This is a genomic window from Bacillus sp. S71 (assembly GCF_016625265.1).
In the GTDB taxonomy this organism is placed as follows: Bacteria; Bacillota; Bacilli; order Bacillales; family Bacillaceae_G; genus Bacillus_A; species Bacillus_A cereus.
Genome location: NZ_JACVUW010000001.1, coordinates 152235 through 177243, shown reverse-complemented (window position 1 = coordinate 177243; position 25009 = coordinate 152235). Strand labels below are relative to the sequence as shown.

The following is a 25009-nucleotide window of genomic DNA, read 5'->3' as shown; positions in this document are numbered from 1 at the left end:
ACTTGGGAAGCCTTTTTATAGTTGTATAAATTGGAAGTTTAATAGTTTTTATTTTAAATTTCCATTTAAAAATCGATCATATAAGTCATGGAAATAGTTAGGACGAAATAAGTTCGCTGCATGTCCTGCTAAAGGTATTTCCTTATATAGAACGTTAGGTAAAATAGATTTCAAATCAAATAGACAAGATTTATAGAGATGATCATGCTCTCCCATTACCCATAGTATAGGGTGAGGAAGTGATTTTAATTTAGACTTTAAATCGAATTCTAACCGATGTCGTAATGACTGGGCAATAATGGATGAATGTAATTGTAATCCGAAACGGTAGTAAATATTTCTTGAAATGACTGCAAACGGATTTGCTTTTAGTATACCACTTGGAAAAATAGTATTTGCGTATTGAGAGAGCCATTTAGAGTATTCATCCCCTCGCTTCTCCCAAAAATTTTGGAATACGCTATATAAGCGAGAAGGGTTATTGTAATGTCCTCCAATATGACAAATACTTAATACTTTTTCTGGATGCATTTGTGCAAAAATTGTAGAGATGTAACAGCCGTAACTTAGCGCACAAATATGAGCTTTTTTAATACCTTCTTGTTCATATAAGTTTAATAATTGATCTACGAGACGCTGTAATGAAAAGTCGATTGCTTCTCCTTTATCATCACCGTGACCTAATAAGTCATAAGTTATAATGTTGTAGGAGGCAGAAAATCGTTTTTGCTCCTTTTTGAAGGCACGACGATTGCCAACTAATCCATGAATAAAAATAATTGTTTCCTTTTCAGAATGTATATTTGTTTGCAAAAAGGATACTCCTTTCACTAACTGGAGATTTATATCGTGTTTTAAATTATTTATCTATAATTCACATAGAATAATATTAAGTACCAGGTAATAATATCAGATGTTTATATCTGTTGTAAAGATGAGTTTTTATGTATATTTTGTAAAAATAGAAAAAGTGTGTTTACATTCAGTTTACATTTGTATCGTATTCTAATTTTAGAAAGAATAGTTTGGTTTAACATGAGGAGATGAACAGGAATGGAAGTTAGAAATGAAATGAAGAAAAAAGGGAGCTGGAGGCAGTTTTTACGCCTTATTCAAGATACAAATCCTCCGAAAGGAATTTTAATTTTTGCGTTATTAATGAGTTTGCTTTCTACGGGAGCGAGTTTATTTATTCCTATGCTAACAAAAGGATTAGTAGATAATTTTTCGCTTTCTTCAATTAGTGCAGGACAAATTGTTGGGTTAGTTGCTTTCTTTGTAATGCAAACTATTGCGGCAGGGTTGTCTATATATTTACTAAATTATATTGGGCAGAAGATTGTAGCGGGACTAAGAGAACGTTTGTGGAAAAAGGTACTTATCTTGCCGGTATCTTATTACGATCAAAATAGAACAGGTGATACCATTAGCCGTATGACGAATGATACAGGTGTTGTGAAAACGTTAATTTCTGAGCATTTGTCAAACTTATTAACAGGTGGTATTTCAATTGTTGGATCGTTAATTGTATTATTTGTGTTAGATTGGAAAATGACTGCTTTACTTTTAACGGTTATTCCGTTGTCTGTATTAATTTTAGTTCCACTTGGACGAAAAATGTATAAGATTTCAAAAGCGCTTCAAGATGAAACGGCATCTTTTACAAGTGTGTTAACGCAAGTGTTATCAGAAATTCGTTTAGTGAAATCTTCAAATACAGAAAAAAGAGAATATGAAACGGGTAATACAGGCATACAAAAGTTATTACAATTTGGTTTGAAAGAAGGAAAAGTGCAAGCATTAATTTCGCCAGTTATGTCGTTTGTTTTAATGGCACTACTTGTTATTATCGTAGGATATGGCGGGATGAGAGTTTCTAGCGGTGCATTAACAACTGGTGAACTTGTAGCGTTTATTTTGTATTTAGTTCAAATTGTAATGCCGATGAGTCAATTATCTATGTTCTTTACACAATTCCAAAAGGCAATTGGTGCAACGGAAAGAATTAGTACGATTTTAGAATATAAAGTAGAAGATCATGAAACTGGTGTGAAAGTGACAAATGCTAAGCAACCGATCGTTCTTGAAAATGTACATTTTGAGTATAACGAAGAAGAGCAAGTTTTGAAAAATATTGATTTCACAATTGAATCTGGAAAAGTGACAGCGATTGTAGGACCAAGTGGTAGTGGGAAAACAACGTTATTCTCATTACTGGAACGTTTTTATGAGCCAACTAGTGGTGCCATTAAATTAGGAAAAGAATCAATTACGAGTTATTCATTACAGTCATGGCGACGTCAAATCGGTTACGTATCACAAGATAGTCCGTTAATCGATGGAACGATTCGTGATAATATTTGTTACGGCGTTGAAGGTGAAGTAACGGATGAAGAAATTGAAAAAGTAGCAGCAATGGCATATGTTGATGCATTTATTCATGACTTACCAAACGGTTATGCAACAGAAGTTGGAGAACGCGGTGTGAAGCTTTCTGGTGGACAAAGACAGCGAATTGCCATTGCCCGAGCGTTACTTCGAAATCCGCAAATTCTTATGCTCGATGAGGCAACTTCAAGCTTAGATAGTAAATCTGAGTCTGTCGTTCAAAAAGCGTTAAATAACTTAATGAAAGGCAGAACAACGTTAGTGATTGCGCATAGACTTTCTACTGTTGTAGATGCAGATAAAATTATCTTTATTGAAAAAGGAAATCTTACAGGTAGTGGTACGCATGATGAATTATTACAGACGCATGATATGTATCGTGAGTTTGCAACGCAACAATTGAAAATTAAAGAGGGTGCATTTTAAAAAAATATATTAGATGCTAAGTAGAAAGGAAATGGTTCCTTTGATACCTAAAATTTTAATAGTAGACGACGATCCACACATTAGGGAACTCGTTTCTGTATTTTTAGAACGAGAAGGTTTTCAAACATATGAGGCAATTGATGGAGTAGATGCACTTCGGAAAATGGATGACGTAAAAGTCGATATGGTTATTCTTGATATCATGATGCCAAATATGGATGGATTTGATGTATGTTTTGAATTAAGAAAATACTATGATATCCCGGTTCTGATGCTAACTGCCAAAGGGGAAACATCACAAAAAGTAAAAGGATTTCACCTTGGGACAGATGATTATCTTGTAAAGCCATTTGACCCTATAGAACTAGTAGTGAGAGTAAAGGCATTATTGAAACGTTACCAAATTACAGTTTCACAATCGATTCAAGTTGGAAATGTATTATTAAATCGTAAAACATTCGAAGTTACATCTGGAGAACAAACGGTTATGTTACGGTTAAAAGAATTTGAGCTGCTTTTTACTTTAGGGTCTAAATCGGGAAGAACTTGTTCGAGAGAGCAATTAATTGAAGAAATATGGGGATATGATTTTGAAGGGAATGAACGTACACTAGACGTTCATATTAATCGGTTACGTGAGAAGTTTCAAGAAGAGCAGTCGAAATTTAGTATTAAAACAATAAGAGGATTAGGGTATCGCTTAGAGGTAAGTAAATGAGAAAAAGAAAACGAATGAGTAAGTTGAAGATGCTGAAAGTATTTGGAGCGGTATTAGCGCTCTTTTCTTTTCTTACTATCATTTGGTCTATCGCATTTTATGTAGCAACTACTATATTGAATGCTTTTGACGTAAACGTATCGCCATTTGTTACCTTTCTAATTAGTGATATGGTCGGTTTTGTATTTATTATTCTTATTTGGACATTAATTGGAATATTAATGAGGCCAAAACGAGAGGCAATGATTTGGACTATTATTGAACCGATACAAAAAATTGCAAAAGGAGACTTCTCCGTAAAAATACGAAATGAAGAAAAGTATGATGGAGAAATTGGTGTGCTCGTAAAAAGTATAAATGATATGACAGATGAACTGAATACGATGGAGAAAATGAGACAAGAATTTGTATCGAATGTTTCTCATGAAATACAGTCACCATTAACTTCTATAAAAGGGTTTGCTAGAGCACTACAAGACGATAATCTTTCTGAGGAAAAAAGAAAACATTATCTTACCATTATTGAAACTGAAACAACGAGATTATCTAAACTAAGTCAAAACTTATTGAAGCTAACTCTTTTAGAATCAGAAGAGTATATACCAGAAAGAGTGAGTTATCGATTAGATCAGCAGTTAAAGCAAATTGTGTTAAATAGTGAACCACTCTGGGCTGAAAAAGAAATCGAGTTAGAACTAGATTTAGAAAAAGTACATGTTATTGCTGACCAAGAAAGTATGAGTCAAGTGTGGATTAATTTAATTCATAATAGTATTAAATTTACTCCAAGCGGTGGCACGATTACTATTCAGTTAAAGGAACATGAAACAGTAGTGGAAGTGCGCATCCGTGATTCGGGAATCGGTATATCAGAAGAACAGAAACAACATATTTTTGAGCGTTTTTATAAAGCGGATTCTTCACGAAATCGTGCCTATGGAGGAAGTGGCTTAGGTTTAGCTATTGTAAAAAAAGTACTCGACCTTCATCAAGGAGAGATAAAAGTAGAGAGTGAAGAAGGAAATGGAACAGAATTTATTGTGTGTATTCCTAATTATGAAGAAAAATAGTGTTAGAAGGAGAACCTTCTAACACTATTTCTCTTTAAAAATGCATTTACCGTTACTGCAATTATATTGATAAGCTTTTCCTTCGCTATTCATACGGTATGAGTAATCAGATTCTTTATCGTTCTTAAAGTCAACGTATGCTTCTGCACCGTTTTTATCGTCATCTATATCAATGAATTGAACGTTTCGTATAGAATAATCTTTCTTTTCTTTTAAACCTCTTCCCTGCAAGTTTGTATGAATACCATCTACTAACTGGTCAAACAACGACCAGTTTAAATTAAGATGTTCAAATGACTCAGTATGTCTTCCTAAAATACCGTTGTCTTGTATTATTTTTTTATTATCATCGTATGTATAAGAGTATGTAAAATATGGTTCGTCTTTATATACTACTGTTGCATAATAGCCAATATTATAAAGGGGAGTATATTTTCCGGTTATGTTTTGTATTTCTTCTTGCTTATAACCTTTTTTAGTATGGAGATAATGGCTAGTATCTTTTTCTATTACTTTATAATTTAGTGGATTACCAAATATAAAGTACAGGGCAAACAATATGATAAATAGTCCGACTGCAACTAGTAACAAGACCCATTTTTTTCTTTTCATACACATACACTCCCCTATGCTGGATTTGTTTTTATTTTACATGAATAATGGTAAAAAAATGAAACTTATAAATAAAAACTTTCTATAGTTACCTACAAGTAACCTACGCACATGAAAGTGCATCATTGCCTTTTTACATAAACATAGATACAATTTTAATATAATACATAACTGAGATGATTAAGGAGTGTTATACTTGGCAGAATTATTACAAGGCAAAAATGCTTTAATTACAGGAGCAGGTAGAGGGATTGGTCGCGCTGTCGCAATCGCATTAGCGAAAGAAGGCGTAAATGTAGGACTATTAGCTCGTTCAGAAGAAAACTTAAAAGCTGTAGCGAAAGAAGTAGAAGCAGAAGGTGTAAAAGCTGTTATTGCAACTGCTGATGTTTCTTCATACGAAGAAGTGACTACTGCGATTGAAACGTTAAAAAATGGTTTAGGATCTATCGATATTTTAATTAATAACGCTGGTATTTCTAAGTTCGGTAAGTTTTTAGAATTAGATGTTGCTGATTGGGAAAAAATCATTCAAGTAAACTTAATGGGTGTATATTATGCAACTCGTGCTGCTTTACCGAGCATGATTGAACAACAATCTGGTGATATCATTAACATTTCATCTACAGCAGGACAAAAAGGTGCACCTGTAACAAGTGCATATAGTGCTTCTAAATTTGGTGTCCTTGGCCTAACAGAATCGTTAGCGATGGAAGTTCGCAAACATAACATTCGTGTAACAGCTTTAACTCCAAGTACAGTAGCGACTGATATGGCTGTAGATTTAGGATTAACTGATGGAAACCCTGATAAAGTAATGCAAGCAGAAGATATTGCAGAATTTATCGTAGCGCAGCTGAAATTAAATAAACGTACATTTATTAAATCTGCTGGGCTTTGGTCTACTAATCCATAGGAAGTAAATTTAACTTTAAAAGAAGGGATATCTATTCTGTAAGGGGTAGATGTACCTTCTTTATTTTTTGTATTCGAGACAGAATTTTCGGTATAATTAAAAGTGAATGGTAGAAAGCATTGGGAAATTGAAAGGGATGGTATTTACATGAGTACAATTGAGAAATGGACGGCTGTTGATCAATATATGAGTGATGTATTAATACCGAAAGATTCTACATTAGAAGGGGTTCTTCAAACTAATGTTTCAGCTAATTTGCCAGCACATGATGTATCACCAATGCAAGGGAAGTTTTTACAACTATTAGTACAAATTCAAGGGGCTCGTAATGTTTTAGAAATTGGCACGCTAGGCGGGTATAGCACGATATGGCTTGCTAGAGCATTGCCATCTGGAGGCCGAGTTGTTACATTGGAAGCAAGTGAAAAACATGCTGAAATTGCACGTAGCAATATTGAGCGTGCTAATTTGACTGATAAAATTGAAATACGAACAGGATTAGCGTTAGATTCTTTACAACAGATAGAAAACGAGAAGTATGAACCGTTTGATTTTATTTTTATAGATGCTGATAAACAAAATAACCCTGCTTATTTTGAATGGGCACTAAAACTATCACGACCGGGTACTGTAATTATTGGGGATAACGTAGTACGTGAAGGAGAAGTTATTGACAATACTAGTACCGATCCTCGTGTACAAGGGATACGTCGTTTCTATGAATTAATAGCTGCTGAGCCACGTGTTAGTGCTACAGCGCTTCAAACTGTCGGAAGTAAGGGATACGATGGATTTGTAATGGCAATCGTAAAAGAATGAGGTAAGGAGATAGATAGAATGAAAAAGATGTTTGAAAAATTATAACATGTATCTTGTATAACGAGATTAGCTCGTGGGCCTCCGACATACATAACGCTATATTATATATCAAAAAATTGGAGGCTATAAGTAGATGAGAACTGAAAAAGAGATGCTAGACTTAATTATTAATACAGCAAAAGAGGATGGAAGAATTCGAGCAGTTATCCTGAATGGATCGCGTGTAAATCCAAATGTGAAAAGAGATTGTTTTCAAGACTATGATATTATGTATGTTGTAAATGATATACAATCTTTTACGTCTAATCATAATTGGGTTCATAGATTTGGAGAAATAATGATAGTACAAATGCCAGAAGAAATGTCGTTAGTTCAACCAGATGAAGATGGGAAGTTTCCGTATTTAATGCAGTTCATGGATGGGAATCGGATTGATTTAACGCTAGTTCCAGTTGAGTTAATAAAAAAGTTCGTTGGACAAGATAGTTTAAGTAAATTACTTCTCGATAAAGATAATTGTATGGAAGGATTCCCGCCAGCAAGCGATAAAGATTACTTAATAAAAAAGCCTACAGAAAAAGAGTTTTTGGATTGTTGTAATGAATTTTGGTGGTGTAGTACGAATGTGGCAAAAGGGCTATGGAGAGAAGAGCTTTCTTATGCAAAAGGAATGCTGGAGGGACCAGTGCGAGATATGTTCATCGTAATGCTAGAATGGTATATTGGTATGAAAACAGATTTTACAGTTAATGCAGGGAAGTTTGGAAAGCATTTCGAGCAATATATTGAAAAAGATATGTGGGTGCAATTTAAAAGAACATTTTCTAATGCAGAATATGAAAACATATGGGAGTCATTCTTTGTCATGGGTGATTTATTTAGGGAAGTGGCGAACGAAATCGCTAACAAATATGAATATCAATATCCGCAAGATGATGATGATAAAGTGACGAACTATATAAAATATGTGAAAGCTTTGCCAAAAGATAGTACATCGATTTATTAATAATAGTAAGCAGTAAGACTGTCCTAATTAAGGACAGTCTTATTTTTGTTTATGAATAACAATTTCTCTAACAAAGTGCAGATGAATCACATATGAAAATTTAGGGAGGTTTTTTATCATGTATTATTTTTATTCGCCAGAAATGTTTGCTCCATATCAATGGGGACTAGAACGAGATGTTTCGTATGCTTATATGCCATATAACTCATTTTATTATGGAGACTATATAAGCGCATTGCCATACGCATATATCCCTCAAAGCTATGAAGTACAAATGAAAGCAGATGATCGTGGATCGTGGACACCATTTACATGGGTTGAAAAATATGCGTACGCATTTTCAGGACCGTATAATAAAGCGGAAGTAGCTCTTACATTTGATGATGGACCAGATTCAGAATTCACGCCAAAAATATTAGATAAGTTAAAACAACATAATGTAAAAGCTACTTTTTTCTTACTTGGTGAAAACGCAGAAAAATTTCCGAACGTAGTAAAGCGTATTGCAAATGAAGGGCATGTAATTGGTAATCATACGTACAGTCATCCGAATTTAGCGAAAGTAAATGACGCTGAGTACCGTAATCAAATTATAAAAACGGAAGAAATATTAAAACGTTTAGCCGGCTATGCTCCTAAATTTATACGTCCACCGTATGGTGAAATACTTGAAAATCAATTGAATTGGGCAACTGAGCAAAATTTTATGATTGTACAGTGGAGTGTTGATACAGTTGATTGGAAAGGTGTAAGTGCCGATACGATTACAAATAATGTGTTAGGGAATTCATTTCCAGGTAGTGTCATACTGCAGCATTCTACTCCAGGTGGGCATTTACAAGGATCTGTTGATGCACTAGACAAAATCATTCCGCAGTTAAAAACGAAAGGGGCACGTTTTGTAACACTTCCAAGTATGTTCCAGACATCGAAAGAAAGAAAGTGAATGTGTTATAAATTGGAAAAATAAGGGTTGTGTCGTATAATGAAAGTGTAAGTTAGGGGGGATATAATTGATTGATGCACTAGTAAACATAGGAATAAGCATATTGATTGGTATTATTTTTATACTTGCGGCAATTATTCTTCAAAAAAATCCACCGACCGATATTAATGCGGCATATGGTTATCGTACGAAACGATCTATGAAAAATAAGGAATTATGGGATGCGGGTAACAGGTATAGTGCAGAAGTGATGAAGCAAAACGGATTTATCATGATGTTAATTGGAAGTGTTATTAGTATACTGTTTAGATATCCACATACAATAATAGCGATTATAGTGGTTATGCTGTTATTAATCATTCGTTTATTTATACAAGTAGAGAGTAGATTAAAAATACTTGAACAATAATAAAAAAATAGGACTCTACGCAATATTTTGCTAGGAGTCCTATTTTATTTATAAACTATTATTTTTTAATAATTCTTTTCCTTGCTCTATAACAAATTCATAGTATGCAAGATCATACGGATAAATATCTTCAAATGTTATCGTAATCGGTGTATTGTTTAAGACTGAAATAGTCGTTAAAGATGAAATCTCTCCTTTTAATAGTTGTAGAAAAGAAGTTGCATGTACTTTCATCACATCGTCTACTTCTTCACCTGGTGCGAATGGAAGTGGATTGATGACGTTGTGAAAATACATATGACAAAACTCGCGATCAGTAAGATTTGAAATTTCATAATCTATTTTAAAGATTCCCTTGTATGTTAAATCATTAGTTTGAAAGGAAAGCCCTAATTCTTCCTCAATTTCACGAAGACCACCAATTTGTACATCTTCATCATGCATAATATGTCCAGCTGAAGTAATATCCCATATACATGGAGCTTCTTTTTTATTTTTAGAGCGTAATTGGAAATATAAAAACATATCTTCATTATCTTTTTCTACAAACCAGCAATGAAATGTTTCGTGCCAATCGCCGTCACGATGCACTTCATCACGTAATTTCTTCCCAAGTGTATTTCTTTCAGGATCAAATATTGTTAACCACTCTGTCATTTTAATTCCCCTTTCCTCAAATTTTATTATACAATATTTGTATTGAATTTTGGGAAAATAAAGAAAAAGGAGTGGTTATAAGTGGGGATAGAGCGTACGGAAATAAAATCGATTATTTCAACAGAGGAAGAGTTACGGAAAATATTGGGGCAACCAAGTGAGCGAGCGTTGAAAAAAGTCATTTCATCATTAGACCACCATTGCGTAGATTTTCTTTCTAAATCTCCTTTTCTAGTATTATCCACTGGAAATAAGTTGGGGGAGTGTGACGCCTCGCCGCGAGGAGATGCACCTGGATTTGTATACGTACTCAATAATAATAAAATTATCATTCCAGAAAGACCAGGAAATCGTCGTATAGACTCCATTTTGAATATTATTTCAAATCCACGTGTAGGACTAATCTTTTTTATTCCAGGTCTTGGGGAGACACTCAGAATAAATGGCCGAGCGTATATTACAAACGACGAAGAAATTTTGAAAGAAATGCAGGCGAATGGACGCAATCCGTTGCTTGGAATTGTTGTTGAAATAGAAGAGTGTTATATTCATTGTGCAAAAGCTTTTATTCGTTCTAAGATGTGGGATCCAGAATCTTGGTTAAATAAAAAAGAGTTACCTTCAGCAGCAAAAATGTTGCTGGAGCATGCGAAAGTGAATACTTCAGAAGAAGATGTTGCACGTTCTTTAGAAGAAAGTTATACAAAAAGATTGTATTAGAAATTTTATTAATATAGTTTTGTAGAGCGGATATGTACGGGTTTTAGAATGGGGAATTTATATATGAACCGTTGATTTATAAACTGGAGAAATAACAAAATAGGTAAATTGAGTGGCGGTTGCATAATGCTATTGTAAAATATTATAAAAAAATTCTTGAAAATAGTTAGTAAAAATAGGCTTGCTTTTTAAAAAGTTGATAACTATAATAAGTTAACAAATAGACATGAACGAAAAAGTAACGATAAGGACAAGAAATCATTTTTACGGTTTACAGAGAGGGAAGTCTAGGGTGTGAGCTTCCTAACACGAGAAATGGTTTTACCACCTTTGAACTTCAATAGTGAACGAGTAATCTAGTAATTATTGACGGTATCAGCCGTTATCTGAACTTGAGCAATCTAGGAAGAAATACGTCTAGGTTGGAACAAGGGTGGAACCACGAAAACACATTCGTCCCTTTCCTAGGGATGAGTGTGTTTTTTTACGGTTTTAGAGATTGAAAATTTAAAATAATTAAAAAATAGTATTGATTTTGTTTTTTATGCGAGTATAATGAGTTAACAAATAAACATGAACGAAAAAGTAACGATAAGGACAAGAAATCATTTTTACGGTTTACAGAGAGGGAAGCCAAGGGTGTGAGCTTCCTAACACGAGAAATGATTTTACCACCTTTGAACTTCAATAGTGAACGAGTAATCTAGTAATTATTGACGGTATCAGCCGTTATCTGAACTTGAGCAATCTAGGGAGAAATACGTCTAGATTGGAACAAGGGTGGAACCACGAAAACACATTCGTCCCTTTCCTAGGGAGGGGTGTGTTTTTTTTATTACTTTGAAGGGAGGTGCGGTAACATGAAACTATTTATAAGTACGGAAATAACCACCACCTGCATGACAAAAAAGCAGAGTAAGGTGATTTATAGGTGTAACAATTAAACTTTTAGGAGGAGATTAGAAGATGAATAACGTTATAAATGTTGGGGTATTAGGTTTAGGCACGGTCGGAAGTGGTGTTGTTCATATTTTGAAAGAACATTATAAAAAAATCGCTCTTGATACAGGATACGAAGTGAAAGTGAAAACAGTCGTTGTACGTGATTTGGAAAAAGAACGCGATGTTTGTATTGACGGAATTGCAGTCACAAGTCATGCAGATGAAGTTCTAAATGATTCAAATATTGATATTGTAGTAGAGGTAATGGGCGGAATTGAAGAAGCAAAACAGCATATTGTTAAGGCTTTAGAAAATAAAAAACATGTCGTAACAGCAAATAAAGATTTAATGGCTGTATATGGTGCAGAGCTTCTTCAACTGGCAAACGATAATGATTGTGATTTATGTTATGAAGCGAGCGTAGCAGGCGGTATTCCAGTGTTAAGAGGACTAACTGACGGGCTAGCATCAGATCAAATTGAAAAAATAATGGGAATTGTAAATGGTACAACAAATTATATGTTAACAAAAATGAGTCAAAATGGGTGGTCTTATGAAGAGGCTTTACAGGAAGCACAAAAATTAGGTTTTGCAGAATCGGATCCGACAGCAGATGTAGATGGACTAGATGCGGCGAGAAAGGTAGCAATTCTTGCAAACTTAGGTTTTTCGATGAATGTTTCATTAGATGATGTGCAAGTAAGAGGGATTCGAAAGGTCGAAAAAGAAGATTTACAAATGGCTGAAAAGTTAGGATTTACTATGAAGTTAATTGGGAAAGCAGAAAAACAAGGATCAGCCATTCATTTAAGTGTAGAACCGACACTTTTACCAAGTCGTCATCCATTATCGAATGTAAATAATGAATTTAATGCAGTATATGTTCACGGTCAAGCGGTAGGAGAAGTAATGTTTTACGGACCTGGAGCTGGAAAGTTGCCAACTGGTTCTGCTGTAGTAAGTGATATTATTTCAATCGTTAAAAATATGAATCAAGTGCCGAAAAATAAAAGTGCGTTAAAAGAACCAGTTCCTTATGAATTACAAAGTGATGAAGAAGTAGTTTCGAAATATTTCTTGCGTATTTCATTACGAGATGAGCCTGGGATGTTACAAAAAATAACAGAATGTTTCGTTAATTATTCTGTAAGTTTAAAAGAAGTTATTCAATTACCTTTAAACCGTGAACTGGCAGAAGTTGTTGTTGTGACACATCGAACTTCCAAGTATCAATTCGAACGAGTTTTAGGAGCGATAGAAGCTGTCGCAAGTGAAATAAACAGTTACTACATTATTGAGGAGGAAAAACAATATGTATAAAGGACTATTAAAACAATATGCTTCTTATTTACCGGTGAATGAAAACACACCTGATGTCAGTTTAATGGAAGGAAACACACCTCTTATTCCGTTATTAAATATATCAAAGCAATTAGGGATTCAGCTATATGGTAAGTACGAAGGAGCGAATCCGACAGGTTCTTTTAAAGATCGTGGTATGGTGATGGCAGTTGCTAAGGCGAAAGAAGAAGGTTCAGAAGCAATCATTTGTGCATCAACAGGTAATACATCAGCATCAGCTGCAGCATATGCGGCACGTCTTGGGATGAAATGTATAATCGTAATCCCTGAAGGAAAGATTGCGCATGGAAAATTAGCGCAAGCGGTCGCTTATGGAGCTGAAATTATTTCAATAGAAGGGAATTTCGATGATGCACTTAAGGCTGTAAGAAATATTGCTGCAGAAGAGCCGGTTACATTAGTAAATTCAGTGAATCCTTATCGAATTGAAGGACAAAAAACAGCAGCATTTGAAATTTGTGACCAATTGCAAAATGCACCAGATGTTCTAGCTATCCCTGTTGGGAACGCAGGGAATATTACAGCATATTGGAAAGGCTTCTGTGAATATGAGAAAGAAAAAGGTTATAAGAAGCCAAGAATTCATGGCTTTGAAGCAGAAGGAGCAGCGGCAATTGTAAAAGGGCATGTAATTGAAGAGCCTGAAACAATTGCAACAGCAATTCGCATTGGTAACCCAGCAAGTTGGTCGTATGCAGTAGAGGCTGCCGAGCAGTCTTGTGGTGAAATAGATATGGTATCAGATGAAGAAATTTTACATGCGTATAGGTTATTGGCAAAAACTGAAGGAGTTTTCGCTGAACCGGGATCAAATGCTTCATTAGCTGGCGTAATTAAACATGTTAAATCTGGAAAAATCAAAAAGGGAGAAACAGTTGTTGCAGTATTAACTGGAAATGGTTTGAAGGATCCTGATATCGCTATTTCTTCAAATCAACTAGACATCGCAAGTTTGTCAAATGATATAGAACAGATTAAAGATCATATTAAAGGGGTGATTATGTCGTGATACCATTAAGTGTTCGTGTCCCTGCTAGTACGGCAAATGTTGGTCCTGGATTTGATTCAGTTGGAATAGCTTTGTCATTGTATTTAGATGTGGTGGTTAAAGAAAAAGCTGATAAATGGCAAGTAATCCATTCCTTTGAAGAATCAATTCCGACAGACGATAAAAATTTAATCGTTAGCACGGCATGTAAAGTCTGTCCTTCTATATCACCCCATATAATAGAAGTTACTAGTAATATCCCATTAACAAGAGGGCTAGGAAGTAGTGCATCAGCGATTGTAGCTGGGATAGAACTTGCGAATCAACTAGGCAATTTGAACTTAACTGCTGATCAAAAAGTTCAAATTGCTACAAATTTTGAAGGACATCCTGATAATGTTGCTGCTTCTATATTAGGTGGAACTGTAATCGGAGCACTTGATGGAAAGGATATTTCCGTCGTAAGAATTGAGAGCAAGGAGTTAGGGGTAATTTCTCTTATTCCGAATGAAGAATTAAATACAGATGAAAGTCGATCTGTATTACCAAAGATGTTTCCGTTTCATGAGGCAGTTAAAGCTAGTGCGATAAGTAACGTATTAGTAGCTGCATTATGTCAAAAGCGGTGGGAAGTTGTAGGTGAAATGATGGAGAGAGACCATTTTCACGAGCCATATCGTTTAGAACTCGTACCGTTATTACCATCTATTCGTAAATGCGCAAAAGAATTTGGTGCGTACGGTACAGCACTTAGCGGTGCGGGACCATCTATTTTTATATTAACGCCATATGAGAAACGTCAAGAAATCGCTGAGCAATTAGCGAGAGTATTTACAGATATGAAAGTATGTGAGCTTGAAATCGACCATAAAGGTATTATTGTAAATAAGGAAGAGCATATTGGATCGTAAAGAAAGCTGGCATGGCTAGCTTTCTTTACGTTGCAAACCTATTTTAAATTAGGTTTTTTCGGAAAAAAATATAAAACAAATGTTGATTTTGAATAATGTAAGTAAAGAGTGCATTCATTTTGGAGGTGATTAAATGAATAAAGAGTCACCAGAAGAAAAAAGAGAGCGTATGAGACAAAGTGAATTAAAAAGTAATCCTACGGGTTCTTTACATGACGGACTCAATAGAGCGGAAACAGGTAGTCCAGTTGATATAGCAGGCGGTATGAATTGGAAAGGTACAGGGATAATCATTTTAGTACTACTTTTAGGATACATTGTATACACTTATTTTTTCAGTTAAAGAATGCTTGTTAAAATTTTGATTTGTTTAGTTTCATAATTGTTGAGAAAAAATGCAGTTACTGTATTACATATCTTCTAAGCGAATTATAGTTGTTCATATCAACTTTTAATACTCCAAATAGAGCTAGCAAAATGCTAGCTCTATTATTTTTTGCCACATTCCTGTAACAAACCACCTGTATATTCATTGGTGGAGGTGCAGAGGATGAAAAAAATGATAGCGATATGTCTTCTAACAACTATGCCATTTTCGACTTTAGTCGGTTGTGACGTAAAAGGTAGTAATGCTGTACAAGAGTCTAAAATAAAGAAATCGACGTATAAAGATTTTACTTATGATGTAAATCCAGAAACATTCACATTAACTGTAGAACATGAGGGGGTAAAGGAACAGGCATCACAACCCCTACCGAAAATGAAGGTATCGAATGTAAAAAAAGAAAAGGATCGTACATCGTGGGAATATCCAGATCAAAAAGTAAAAATAAAATTAGAAAAGAAAAAAGACCACTTAAACATTGAAGTGGAATCGACTGGTGCAGAAAGCTTTACATGGCCGAAAGTAGAAGCTGAAAATTATACACTTCCGTTGTGGGAGGGTAAGCAAATTCCGAGCAATGATGAGAATTGGAAGAAGTTTTTAAAGGATGATGCATATTCATTTGCTGAATCATTTTCTATGAAGTTTTTCGCTTTAAATGGTTCGAAATATTCAATTGTATATATTGCAAACAATATGTTTAATAATGAATTGAAATTTCATTCGGATCCGAAAATAGGATTTGATTTTACACATGAATTTCCGAGCATAAATAAAAATAAAACATATGGATTTCAATTATATGTGACAAATAATGATGCGGTAAGCATTGCTAAACTGTATAAGGATGATATTGTTCGAAAAGGTGAATTTAAAACATTACAAGAAAAGGCTAGAAAAAATAAAGAAATCGAAAAGTTATATGGAGCGGCGCATTTTTATTTTTGGAATCAAAATGGTTTATCAGAAAATAATATAAATTGGCCAAAACTAAGGGAGCAAATAAATAGCCCGCTGTTTAGTCATATAAGAGAACTTATTCAAAAGAATAGTTCAGAGCCTGGGGAACTGAATGTATTAGATCAAGTAAGTAAACAAGATTTCATTGATAAGTATCAAAAAAATGTTATTTTACGTTATATAAACGAAGTATTATCCATGAAGGAATTTTATAAAGAGGATATTTTTCAAAACGTTGATCAGGAAGCTAGTGTGCTATTAAAGAAAGGTGTAGGTCACTTAACGAACACAGAATTGTATAGCTTAAATAAGCATTTATTAAAGTCGCTACTTGGTGATGCGGTTGAAGAGGTAAGTAAATGGGGTAATGCAGATGGAACGGACATACTAAAGGAAATGAAAGAGGTAGGAATAGAAAAAGCGTGGATTGGTCTGCCGAACTGGGAACAAGGATTTATGCAACCTAATTTCGTGACAAAAGCGAAGGAAATGGGGTATTTAGTTGGTCCGTATGATTCATATCATTCCATTCACGAAAAAAGTGATAAAAATTGGAACACAGCATCCTTTAATGACCCATCATTATATGAAGAGGCTACTGTAACGAAGAAAAACGGAGAAAAGGTGCAAGGCTTTTTAGGCAGAGGTCGCAAGTTAAACCCGACTTTATCGCTGCCTAGTGTAAAGGAACGCATGAATGATATATTACAAAATGGTCCTAAATATAATTCATGGTTTATTGATTGTGATGCGACAGGTGAAATTTACGATGACTATTCAGCGAAACATATAACGACACAAGAGCAAGATTTAAAAGCACGTTTAAAACGAATGGACTACATTGCACAAGAAAAGGGTATGGTCGTTGGTTCTGAAGGTGGAAATGATTTTGCTAGTAGTACGATTGCATTTGCACACGGAATTGAAACACCTGTTATTAAATGGGACGATGAAGATATGCGGAAAAATAAAACAAGTCCGTATTATGTCGGTGGATATTGGTCACCAAATCAAAATGTTCCCGAAAAATATGCAAAACAAGTACCATTGAAAGAAGAATATAAACAAGTGTATTTAAACCCAGTATATTCGGTACCATTATATAAATTAGTATACAATGATTCCGTTATTACAACGCATCATTGGGAATGGGGAAGTTTAAAGGTAAAAGATGAAGTTGGAAATCGAATGCTGTCTGAATTATTGTATAATGTTCCTCCGTTGTACCATTTAGATGAAGTAGAGTGGAATAAACATAAAAAAGAAATTACAGAGCATCTAAAAGTTTGGAATGAAGTTCATGAAAAAGCAGTAAAAGAAGAGATGACGAATTTTGCGTATTTGTCAGAAGATAAGCTAGTACAATCTGTTTCTTATGGAAAAAATATCAAAATCATTGTGAACTTCTCAAATGAAGACATGGAAGTAGAAAAAACGAAAATAAAAGCAAAGTCGGCTTTTATTGATAATCAGGGGAAGAAAAGCATGTATACGCCGTTTGAGAAATAATAACGTGAAATATACTGTACTCATAGAGGTTTTATCATTAGCTGGACTCTTTATTCATATCGTTTATCTGGAAAAAGATATCCTAATTTAAAATGAAAGAGTTAATGAATTTATAAATTTGCATGTTGCGAAGTGCTAAATTTTTGAAATTGGTAAATAGTGACTTGCCAAAAATAAGTACGAGAGTATAATGTGAAATGGAATACATATTGGGTTTTAGTAGTAACCTTACAAAATTGTAAGGTTAATGAAAGGAAATTCAATATGAAGATAAATAGACTTACATTATACTTGGTAAAGAGAAAGAGAGGCGAATGGGTATGAGCTCTGAATTAGAACAAAATACGAGAAGTAATAAAAAGCGTTCTAAAAGAAAGTCAATAAAATGGTTCATATTAATTCCATTTTTCCTACTTATTTTTGGAGGAGTAGGATATGGTTCGTTTATATATAATAAAGCAAAAGCTGTTGTAAATGATGCGTATGCGAAAATTGAAAAGTCATCAAAGCGTGATAAAGAAGTTGAACCTTTAAAGGATAATATTTCAATATTAATCATGGGTGTAGATGGAAGTGAAATGAGAAAAAGCCAATATGGCGAAGCAGTTCGAACAGATGCACTTTTATTAGCAACAATTAATAAAGATGATAAGTCTGTTAAGCTAGTAAGTATTCCACGTGATTCACGTGTTTATATTCCAACTAGAAAAAAATTAGATAAAATTACTCATGCTCACGTATTTGGTGGAGTAGAAAGCACACGCGATACGGTGGAAAGATTTTTAAATGTCCCTGTTGATTATTATGTGAAGTTTAACTTTGAATCATTCGTACAAATTGTCGATTCAATTGGTGGTATTGATATTGATGTACCAGTTACTTTCACTGAACAAGATAGTAAAGACCAAGCTGGTATGATCCATTTAGAAAAAGGTTACCAACATTTAAATGGAGAACAAGCACTTGCACTTGCAAGAACGCGTAAAATTGATAGTGACGCAATGCGTGGACAGAGACAGCAACTTGTAATAGAAGCAATTGCCAAAAAAGCGATGTCTGTTCAATCAATTAGCAAAATGGGCTCTTTACTAGATGCGGTTGATAAAAACATGAAAACGAACTTAACATTTGACGATATGCTTGCCATTACAAAAAATATGGCAGGATCTAATTTGGAAATGGAAAAAATGCAAATAGAAGGTACAGATAAACGTATCGGTGGTATTTATTATTACATTCCAAATGAAAAAAATGTAAAAGATATTTCAAAAAAATTAAATGATCATTTAGGTGTAACGCCAAAACCAGTTCGAAACGAATAATAAAAAAAAGATTGGCTTTTGCCAATCTTTTTTTTGGGAATGTATTTGTAACTTTTCTGTAACGATTTTTTAGTTTAGAAAAATTATACTCATATGTATGAGTATAATGGATAGGTAAAAAAGTAAAAGGACATATTCAAAATTTGTGGTAAGGAAAGATATCATATGCAGAAATGGTTAAGCATGATGGGAATTATCTTTATATTGACTGGATGTAAAATGTCTGAAGCTCCAACAAGTCTAATGGAAGCTCCTACAAATAAAAAATGGATTAATGAATTAAATGAACAAATTGATAAAGATTTACCTGTTAATTATCGCTTACTTACTCCAATGTCTAATAGAGATAAACAGACGACATGGTCAATGAATTTCGAGCGAGATAATAAAAAAGAAGCTGTCATCGTATATAAAATACCTAATGAAGATTATCATATATATTTAGCCGTATATGAGAAGAAAAATAATGGATGGAATATGAAGTCAACCTATACATTTGATGGGGAAGAAGTAGATATTGTTGAGGTAGGAGATTTCACAGGGAGTGGGAAAAGGGAACTATTGATAGGAATAACTACCAATCGTGATTTATTAGAAAACACAATGTATGTTTTTTCCGATGAGAGTGACGATATAAAGGAATTTTATAGACAGAAGTATACAAAGTTATTTATAGATGATTTAAACAAAAATGGTTTTAAAGACATAAGCCTTGTTTCGCATATGAAAGATGAACAGTTGAAGGTTCAGTTCATTGAAAAGTTTAAGGTATTGTCAGAGGTTACATTTGATCCGTATATAAATAGTATTCAAAGAATACAAATGGGTCGTATTTCTAAATCATTAAAGGCAGTTGTAATCGATGCGGGAACAGGGGCTCATTCAGGTATAACTTATGTAGCAAAATTTGATCAGGATCATTATGAAGTATTACCTATAGATGGGAAAGAAGATTTATTTAATGAATATGTTGTAGAAAGTAAAGATGTTAATGAAGACGGCATTATTGAATTTGTTCGTACTGTACGCCCAAAAGGGTGGGAAGATAAATCACATGGTGATAGTCCGCTTTTCGAACGTTACATACAGTGGAGTGAATCTGGAATTAAACCAATTGAAGAACGATATATAGATATAGAAAAAGGGTATTATGTGAAAATCCCTAAAGAGTTAATAGGGAAAATTACAATACCAGATCAGCAAAAAGAATCAAATTCTCAAAAGTTTTTGGATACAAGAACAAATGAAATATGGCTTGAAGTTCATATTTTTAAGCGGAAAGAATGGTTCAATATAAAAGGCTACAGCGCAGCAATTAAAACGGCTTCTCACGTATATGCAGTACCGAAGCAATCAAAATTTGAAAAAGTGAAAGCATATATAAAACCGCTAGCGGATTATCAACAAGAGTAGGAGGTGAGAATTATGTCAAAAATTTTAGTTTTAGAAGATGAATTAACAATCCGTAGCTTTATTGTTTTAAATTTAAAACGTGCTGGATTTTATGTAATAGAAGCTACTACTGGAGAAGAAGCGTTACAAATTTTGAGTGAACAAACTGTTGATATAGCACTGCTGGATGTAATGTTACCGGGGATTAATGGTTTAGAAGTTTGTAAGGCTATCAGGAAAGAAAATAAAAAAATGGGTATTATTATGTTAACCGCACGTGTACAAGATGAAGATAAGGTGCAAGGACTAGGGATAGGTGCAGATGATTATATTGCAAAACCGTTTAGTCCAGTAGTATTAACTGCACGTATACAGTCTTTATTAAGAAGAATAGAAGTACATGAAGAAAAAACGAATATTGTTACGTCAGGTCCATTTTCGTTAAATATTATAGAAGAAAGATTGTATAAAGATGGACAATTAGTCGATTTAACACCTACAGAGTATATGATATTACAGTATTTAATGAATCAGGCTTCAAAGCCAGTTTCGCGTGACGAAATTTTAAATATGATTTGGGGAACCAATTACGTAGGTGAGACGAAAGTGGTAGATGTAAATATGAGACGGTTACGTCAAAAGATAGAATGTAATCCATCAGAACCTGAATTTATTCTTACGGTGTGGGGAAAAGGATATGTGTGGAAGGAAAGTATAAGATGAAACGGAAAGTGACTTTATATTTTATGACGGTCATTACACTTATGCTTGTATTATTTGAAGTTGTATTTTCAGTCTCAATTTATCGATACTATTATAATGGTATTGTGCAATATATAGAGTCTCATGCGAAAACGAGTACACGTTTTTTTTCAGAATACAATTCACTATACTTTATTCGGTTACAAGAATATAGTGGTGACATAATTAGTAGCTTTCAATTAGAAGGAACAGAATTACAGTTAATTGATCGTCACGGCTCGGTTATACAATCTTCAAGTGGTGAAAAGATAGAAGGTAAAGTCAATATTCCACAATCATTATTAGAAGGTGAAATGTATAATCAAGTTACTAAGAAAGGTAATAAAAAACAACTAGAGGTGCTAAGCCCACTTATACATCAAGGACAAACTATTGGTGTTTTAAAATATACGACTGTTTTAACAAATGTAAATAAAAAGATTATTGAAATTATTACGTTTACTATTTCTGTAGGTATTGTTATTTCGGGAGTCGTCTTCTTAATTAGTAGACGTTTGGCAAATTCATTTGTTGAGCCAATTGAATCCATTATTCAAGCCTCTTCACAAATTGCAGAAGGCACATTAAAGCAAAAAATTAAAGAAGATTATCCTGGAGAATTAGGGGACTTGGCACATAGTTTAAATTATATGGCCTATAAAATAGATAAGGCTGAGCAGATGAAAAATGAATTCATTGCTTCTATTTCGCACGAAATACGAACGCCTTTAACAGGAATTAAAGGTTGGAGTGAGACGTTAAAAACAGTAGATCATTTAACAGAAGAAGAAATAAAGCAAGGTATGGGCATTATTTCAGGTGAGACAGATAGGTTGATTCATTTAGTAGAAGAATTGTTAGATTTTTCAAGATTACAATCAAATCATTTTAATTTATATAAACAAAAGGTGCAATTGTACGATATACTAGAGGAGACGATTTGGCAATTAACTCCTAAATCGGAAGAGAAGGAAATTCAATTTATTACTACTATAGACCGAATTGAATTGATGGGAGATCGAAATAGGCTAAAGCAAGTTTTCTTGAATATTGTTCAAAATGCAATTAAGTATTCACATAAAAAAAGCACAATACACATTGAAGCGACTAAAATAGAAGGACAAGCAGTGATTAAGGTAAGAGACGAAGGGATTGGAATTGCTAAAGAACATTTACCATATATTGAGCAATCATTTTACCAAATTAATAATCATGCTGCAGGTGCAGGTATTGGTTTAGCTATCGTTAAAAAAATGGTGGAGCTTCATGGCGGTGCGCTTAGTGTTACAAGTAAAGAAGGAATAGGAACAACAATTTTGATAAAACTCCCATTATAATACAAATAAAATCTATTTATATGGTGAAATAAAAATAAATAGATGTATAATTATATTGGGCGATTTATATATAAGATTAATAGGGAGAGGAATTCGATAGAATGGAAAAAGCTTTAAAAATTAAACAAATAGTAGTCGTTTTAATAGCGATTGCCGCAGTAGCTATTGGGTATTACATGTTTCAATCAATTACTTCACCAGCAAAAGCTGTTGCGAAACAAGAAAATGTAGTGCAGCTTGCAAGTGAACAGCCGAAAGTTGAAATGAATAAAACGGCACCAAGTCGTTTTAATGGAAAAGAAAGAAAAGTTGCTTATCTTACATTTGACGATGGGCCAGGGAAATATACGGCTGAATTATTAAATACGCTAAAACAACATGATGCGAAGGCGACGTTCTTTTTAATTGGAGCGAATGTAAAAGAATTTCCTGATTTAGTGAAACGTGAAAATGCTGAGGGTCATTATGTAGGCATGCATAGTATGACACATAATTTCGCAAAGTTATATAAAAATGGCGAGTATGTAAATGAGATGAAAGAAGATCAAGGTTTAATCGCTAATATTATTGGGAAATCACCTAAATTAACACGTCCTCCATATGGTTCGATGCCTGGATTGAATGAAGGTCTTCGAAATAAAGTGGTAGAAGGCGGATTTAAAGTGTGGGATTGGACAATTGATTCATTAGATTGGAGATACAATAAAATGCCAGTTGATGCAGCTGCAGCACAAATTGCTCAAAACGTATTAACAAATGCAACAAAACCACAAGAAGTAATTTTAATGCATGATATTCACCCGCAATCAGTTGCTGCTGTGCCAGCAATTTTAAAGGGGCTAAAAGAAAAGGGTTATGAGTTTGAAGCTTATCATGAAGAGAGTCACTTCCCAGTGAACTTCTGGCATGATAACCGTATGTAATGGAGGAATGAACGTTGAAGTATGGAAAAGTAGCAGTAGTTGGAGCATTATCAGTAGGACTTTTAACAGGTTGTTTCGGTGAAAAGCCAGAAGAAAATCTATATACAGCTTTTGAAACAGCAGCAACACAAGAAAAATCTTTAGTGGATGAAGCAAAAAAATTAGAGCAGTTAGAGAAACAAGGGCAAGAATTATATGCTCAAATTTTGCAAGAAGGTAAAGATCATAATGAAGCAGTTGTGAAGAAAATAGAGCAAGCTACTGCAAATGTAGATGATCGTGAAAAAGTATTGAAAAGTGAAAAAGAAATGCTAGAAAAAGCACAGAAGGAAACGAAATCTGTTCAAAGTAATATAGAGAAGATTGAAGATAAGAAGTTACAAAAACAAGCAAAAGCAGTAGAAGAGTCGTATAAAAATCGTTATGATGCATTCAAAAAGATGAATGAAAATTACACGAAAGTGTTAGCGACTGAAAAAGAACTGTATGAAAAATTAAAAGTAAAAGAAACGAAATTAAAAGAAATCGGTGAAAAAGTTAAAACTGTTAATGAATTAAATGTGGAAGCACAAAAGTCGAAAGAGCAGTTTAACAAATTTACAAAAGAGTATAATGACAGTAAATTAGCATTCTACAAAGATGCAGAAATTAAGATTAAAGATCAGAAATAAAGAAGAATCTAAAGTGTAATAAAAAGCCGGAGAAACATCGTTATAAATGTTTTTTCGGTTTTTTACGTTAAATGAATAGAAAAGACTGGAATTGATATCATAAAAGAGTTATAGTGAGTTATTCTAAGGGAAACATTGTAAAGTAAGGAGAATGGAAATATGTCATATGAATTTTTACTCAAATTAGGTTTAGCACTCTTTTTAGGATTATTCATCGGGATAGATAGGCAGCTAAAGAATAAACCACTTGGTGTGAAAACAAGTATGGTTATTTCTGTAGCAAGTTGTTTAATTACGATGGTTTCAATTGAATCTGTGCATGTATATTCTGTTCCAGGACATACAAATATGGATCCGATGCGACTGGCCGCTCAAATTGTTAGTGGAATTGGTTTTCTTGGCGCAGGTGTCATTTTACGAAGAAGTAATGATGTTATTTCTGGATTAACAACAGCTTCTATGGTGTGGGCTGCTTCAGCTTTAGGGATCGCAATTGGTGCGGGATTCTATTTACAAGCGACAGTTGCTATGGTTTTAATTATTTTAGCGATTAATGTACTTCCGCAACTTGTGAAAATCGCAGGACCGTATTCATTAAGACAAAAGGATTTATCTATAAAAATTACTGTTAAAGAGCATCATGAGTTAGATGGTATATTTAAGCAAATTAAAAATTTAGGCATGCATGTGAAACGTGTGAAAATTAAAGATATAGATAGTGGAGCATTTCAGCAACTGGAGATGGTTATTTTAGCTCCAGAAGATTTATATACAACAGAGTTATATAGTTCCCTGAAAGAGATTGATCGAGTAGTTTCAGTTGAAGTGGAAAGTAGATAATTGTGATAAAAAAGAGTGAAGTGAATTCACTCTTTTTTA

General features: G+C 33.9%; 24 protein-coding genes and 2 other annotated features. Of the genes, 21 read left to right on the top strand and 3 right to left on the bottom strand.

The features are described 5' to 3' along the window. Window positions 1–48: 48 nt before the first annotated feature. Window positions 49–813: an alpha/beta fold hydrolase gene (locus IBT51_RS00945; protein WP_023521720.1), complete on the bottom strand. Its 765-nt coding sequence runs from the start codon at window positions 811–813 to the stop codon at window positions 49–51. Between the two features lie 240 nt (window positions 814–1053). On the opposite strand from IBT51_RS00945, the gene IBT51_RS00940 reads away from it, so the two are divergent. From IBT51_RS00940 to hitS, 3 genes are read left to right on the top strand one after another with little or no spacing between them, the layout of a single operon-like run. Beyond that, on the top strand, window positions 1054–2814 hold the full coding sequence (locus tag IBT51_RS00940) for an ABC transporter ATP-binding protein (protein ID WP_053564725.1): 1761 nt from the start codon (window positions 1054–1056) through the stop codon (window positions 2812–2814). A gap of 40 nt (window positions 2815–2854) precedes the next feature. Beyond that, a complete protein-coding gene (gene hitR, locus IBT51_RS00935) occupies window positions 2855–3532 on the top strand; it encodes an envelope stress response regulator transcription factor HitR (RefSeq protein WP_053565515.1) in 678 nt (225 codons plus the stop codon). Beyond that, entirely contained in the window at window positions 3529–4602 is a 1074-nt protein-coding gene (gene hitS, locus IBT51_RS00930; protein WP_200457915.1) for an envelope stress sensor histidine kinase HitS, read from the top strand. Before hitR ends, hitS begins: the two co-directional genes overlap by 4 nt. A 24-nt stretch (window positions 4603–4626) precedes the next feature. On the opposite strand, the gene IBT51_RS00925 is transcribed toward hitS, so the two are convergent. After that, window positions 4627–5214 (bottom strand): DUF3139 domain-containing protein, encoded by a 588-nt coding sequence (locus IBT51_RS00925; protein ID WP_053564723.1) that lies wholly within the window; start codon window positions 5212–5214, stop codon window positions 4627–4629. Window positions 5215–5410: 196 nt separating this feature from the next. Between IBT51_RS00925 and IBT51_RS00920 the strand changes: the two genes are divergently transcribed. The 5 genes from IBT51_RS00920 (at window position 5411) to IBT51_RS00900 (ending at window position 9310) form a co-directional block, all read left to right on the top strand. Then, window positions 5411–6130: a 3-ketoacyl-ACP reductase gene (locus tag IBT51_RS00920; RefSeq protein ID WP_000818985.1), complete on the top strand. Its 720-nt coding sequence runs from the start codon at window positions 5411–5413 to the stop codon at window positions 6128–6130. A 147-nt stretch (window positions 6131–6277) separates the two neighbouring features. Then, on the top strand, window positions 6278–6949 hold the full coding sequence (locus IBT51_RS00915; protein WP_069355435.1) for an O-methyltransferase: 672 nt from the start codon (window positions 6278–6280) through the stop codon (window positions 6947–6949). Between the two features lie 133 nt (window positions 6950–7082). Continuing rightward, window positions 7083–7955: an aminoglycoside 6-adenylyltransferase gene (locus IBT51_RS00910; protein WP_161114598.1), complete on the top strand. Its 873-nt coding sequence runs from the start codon at window positions 7083–7085 to the stop codon at window positions 7953–7955. A gap of 118 nt (window positions 7956–8073) precedes the next feature. Further along, on the top strand, window positions 8074–8901 hold the full coding sequence (locus IBT51_RS00905) for a peptidoglycan-N-acetylglucosamine deacetylase (protein WP_000291203.1): 828 nt from the start codon (window positions 8074–8076) through the stop codon (window positions 8899–8901). A gap of 70 nt (window positions 8902–8971) precedes the next feature. After that, window positions 8972–9310 (top strand): SdpI family protein, encoded by a 339-nt coding sequence (locus tag IBT51_RS00900; RefSeq protein ID WP_025118474.1) that lies wholly within the window; start codon window positions 8972–8974, stop codon window positions 9308–9310. Window positions 9311–9358: 48 nt separating this feature from the next. On the opposite strand, the gene IBT51_RS00895 is transcribed toward IBT51_RS00900, so the two are convergent. Next, window positions 9359–9967 (bottom strand): NUDIX hydrolase, encoded by a 609-nt coding sequence (locus tag IBT51_RS00895; protein ID WP_000141352.1) that lies wholly within the window; start codon window positions 9965–9967, stop codon window positions 9359–9361. An 81-nt stretch (window positions 9968–10048) separates the two neighbouring features. On the opposite strand from IBT51_RS00895, the gene IBT51_RS00890 reads away from it, so the two are divergent. The 13 genes from IBT51_RS00890 to IBT51_RS00830 all read left to right on the top strand — a co-directional run bounded on the left by IBT51_RS00890 (window position 10049) and on the right by IBT51_RS00830 (window position 24970). Beyond that, window positions 10049–10687, top strand: a complete 639-nt coding sequence (locus IBT51_RS00890) for a pyridoxamine 5'-phosphate oxidase family protein (protein ID WP_000510728.1) — start codon at window positions 10049–10051, stop codon at window positions 10685–10687. A gap of 232 nt (window positions 10688–10919) precedes the next feature. Further along, window positions 10920–11151, top strand: a binding site (T-box leader). Window positions 11152–11266: 115 nt separating this feature from the next. Next, window positions 11267–11498 (top strand) — a binding site (T-box leader). Window positions 11499–11653: 155 nt separating this feature from the next. Further along, entirely contained in the window at window positions 11654–12949 is a 1296-nt protein-coding gene (locus IBT51_RS00885; RefSeq protein ID WP_069355438.1) for a homoserine dehydrogenase, read from the top strand. Further along, window positions 12942–14000 (top strand): threonine synthase, encoded by a 1059-nt coding sequence (thrC, locus tag IBT51_RS00880; RefSeq protein WP_069355439.1) that lies wholly within the window; start codon window positions 12942–12944, stop codon window positions 13998–14000. Before IBT51_RS00885 ends, thrC begins: the two co-directional genes overlap by 8 nt. Continuing rightward, the gene (gene thrB / locus IBT51_RS00875; RefSeq protein ID WP_000612682.1) at window positions 13997–14890 is read left to right on the top strand and encodes a homoserine kinase; all 894 of its coding nucleotides are present in this window, start codon (window positions 13997–13999) and stop codon (window positions 14888–14890) included. The genes thrC and thrB overlap by 4 nt, the downstream gene beginning before the upstream one ends. A 133-nt stretch (window positions 14891–15023) precedes the next feature. Further along, on the top strand, window positions 15024–15233 hold the full coding sequence (locus IBT51_RS00870) for a DUF6366 family protein (RefSeq protein ID WP_001031479.1): 210 nt from the start codon (window positions 15024–15026) through the stop codon (window positions 15231–15233). A gap of 207 nt (window positions 15234–15440) precedes the next feature. After that, a complete protein-coding gene (locus tag IBT51_RS00865; protein ID WP_161114599.1) occupies window positions 15441–17744 on the top strand; it encodes a glycoside hydrolase in 2304 nt (767 codons plus the stop codon). A 320-nt stretch (window positions 17745–18064) separates the two neighbouring features. After that, window positions 18065–19066: an LCP family protein gene (locus tag IBT51_RS00860; RefSeq protein ID WP_002093954.1), complete on the top strand. Its 1002-nt coding sequence runs from the start codon at window positions 18065–18067 to the stop codon at window positions 19064–19066. Between the two features lie 165 nt (window positions 19067–19231). Then, window positions 19232–20479: a hypothetical protein gene (locus IBT51_RS00855; RefSeq protein ID WP_001174878.1), complete on the top strand. Its 1248-nt coding sequence runs from the start codon at window positions 19232–19234 to the stop codon at window positions 20477–20479. A 12-nt stretch (window positions 20480–20491) separates the two neighbouring features. Then, window positions 20492–21181: a response regulator transcription factor gene (locus tag IBT51_RS00850; protein WP_000036074.1), complete on the top strand. Its 690-nt coding sequence runs from the start codon at window positions 20492–20494 to the stop codon at window positions 21179–21181. Next, a complete protein-coding gene (locus IBT51_RS00845) occupies window positions 21178–22536 on the top strand; it encodes a sensor histidine kinase (RefSeq protein ID WP_000824526.1) in 1359 nt (452 codons plus the stop codon). Before IBT51_RS00850 ends, IBT51_RS00845 begins: the two co-directional genes overlap by 4 nt. A 101-nt stretch (window positions 22537–22637) precedes the next feature. After that, window positions 22638–23459: a peptidoglycan-N-acetylglucosamine deacetylase gene (locus IBT51_RS00840; RefSeq protein WP_000409484.1), complete on the top strand. Its 822-nt coding sequence runs from the start codon at window positions 22638–22640 to the stop codon at window positions 23457–23459. 14 nt (window positions 23460–23473) lie between these two features. Beyond that, the gene (locus IBT51_RS00835) at window positions 23474–24130 is read left to right on the top strand and encodes a YkyA family protein (protein WP_000873563.1); all 657 of its coding nucleotides are present in this window, start codon (window positions 23474–23476) and stop codon (window positions 24128–24130) included. A gap of 159 nt (window positions 24131–24289) precedes the next feature. Further along, complete coding sequence (locus tag IBT51_RS00830; RefSeq protein ID WP_000119510.1) at window positions 24290–24970, top strand: MgtC/SapB family protein; 681 nt, start codon at window positions 24290–24292, stop codon at window positions 24968–24970. The last annotated feature ends 39 nt before the right edge of the window (window positions 24971–25009 follow it).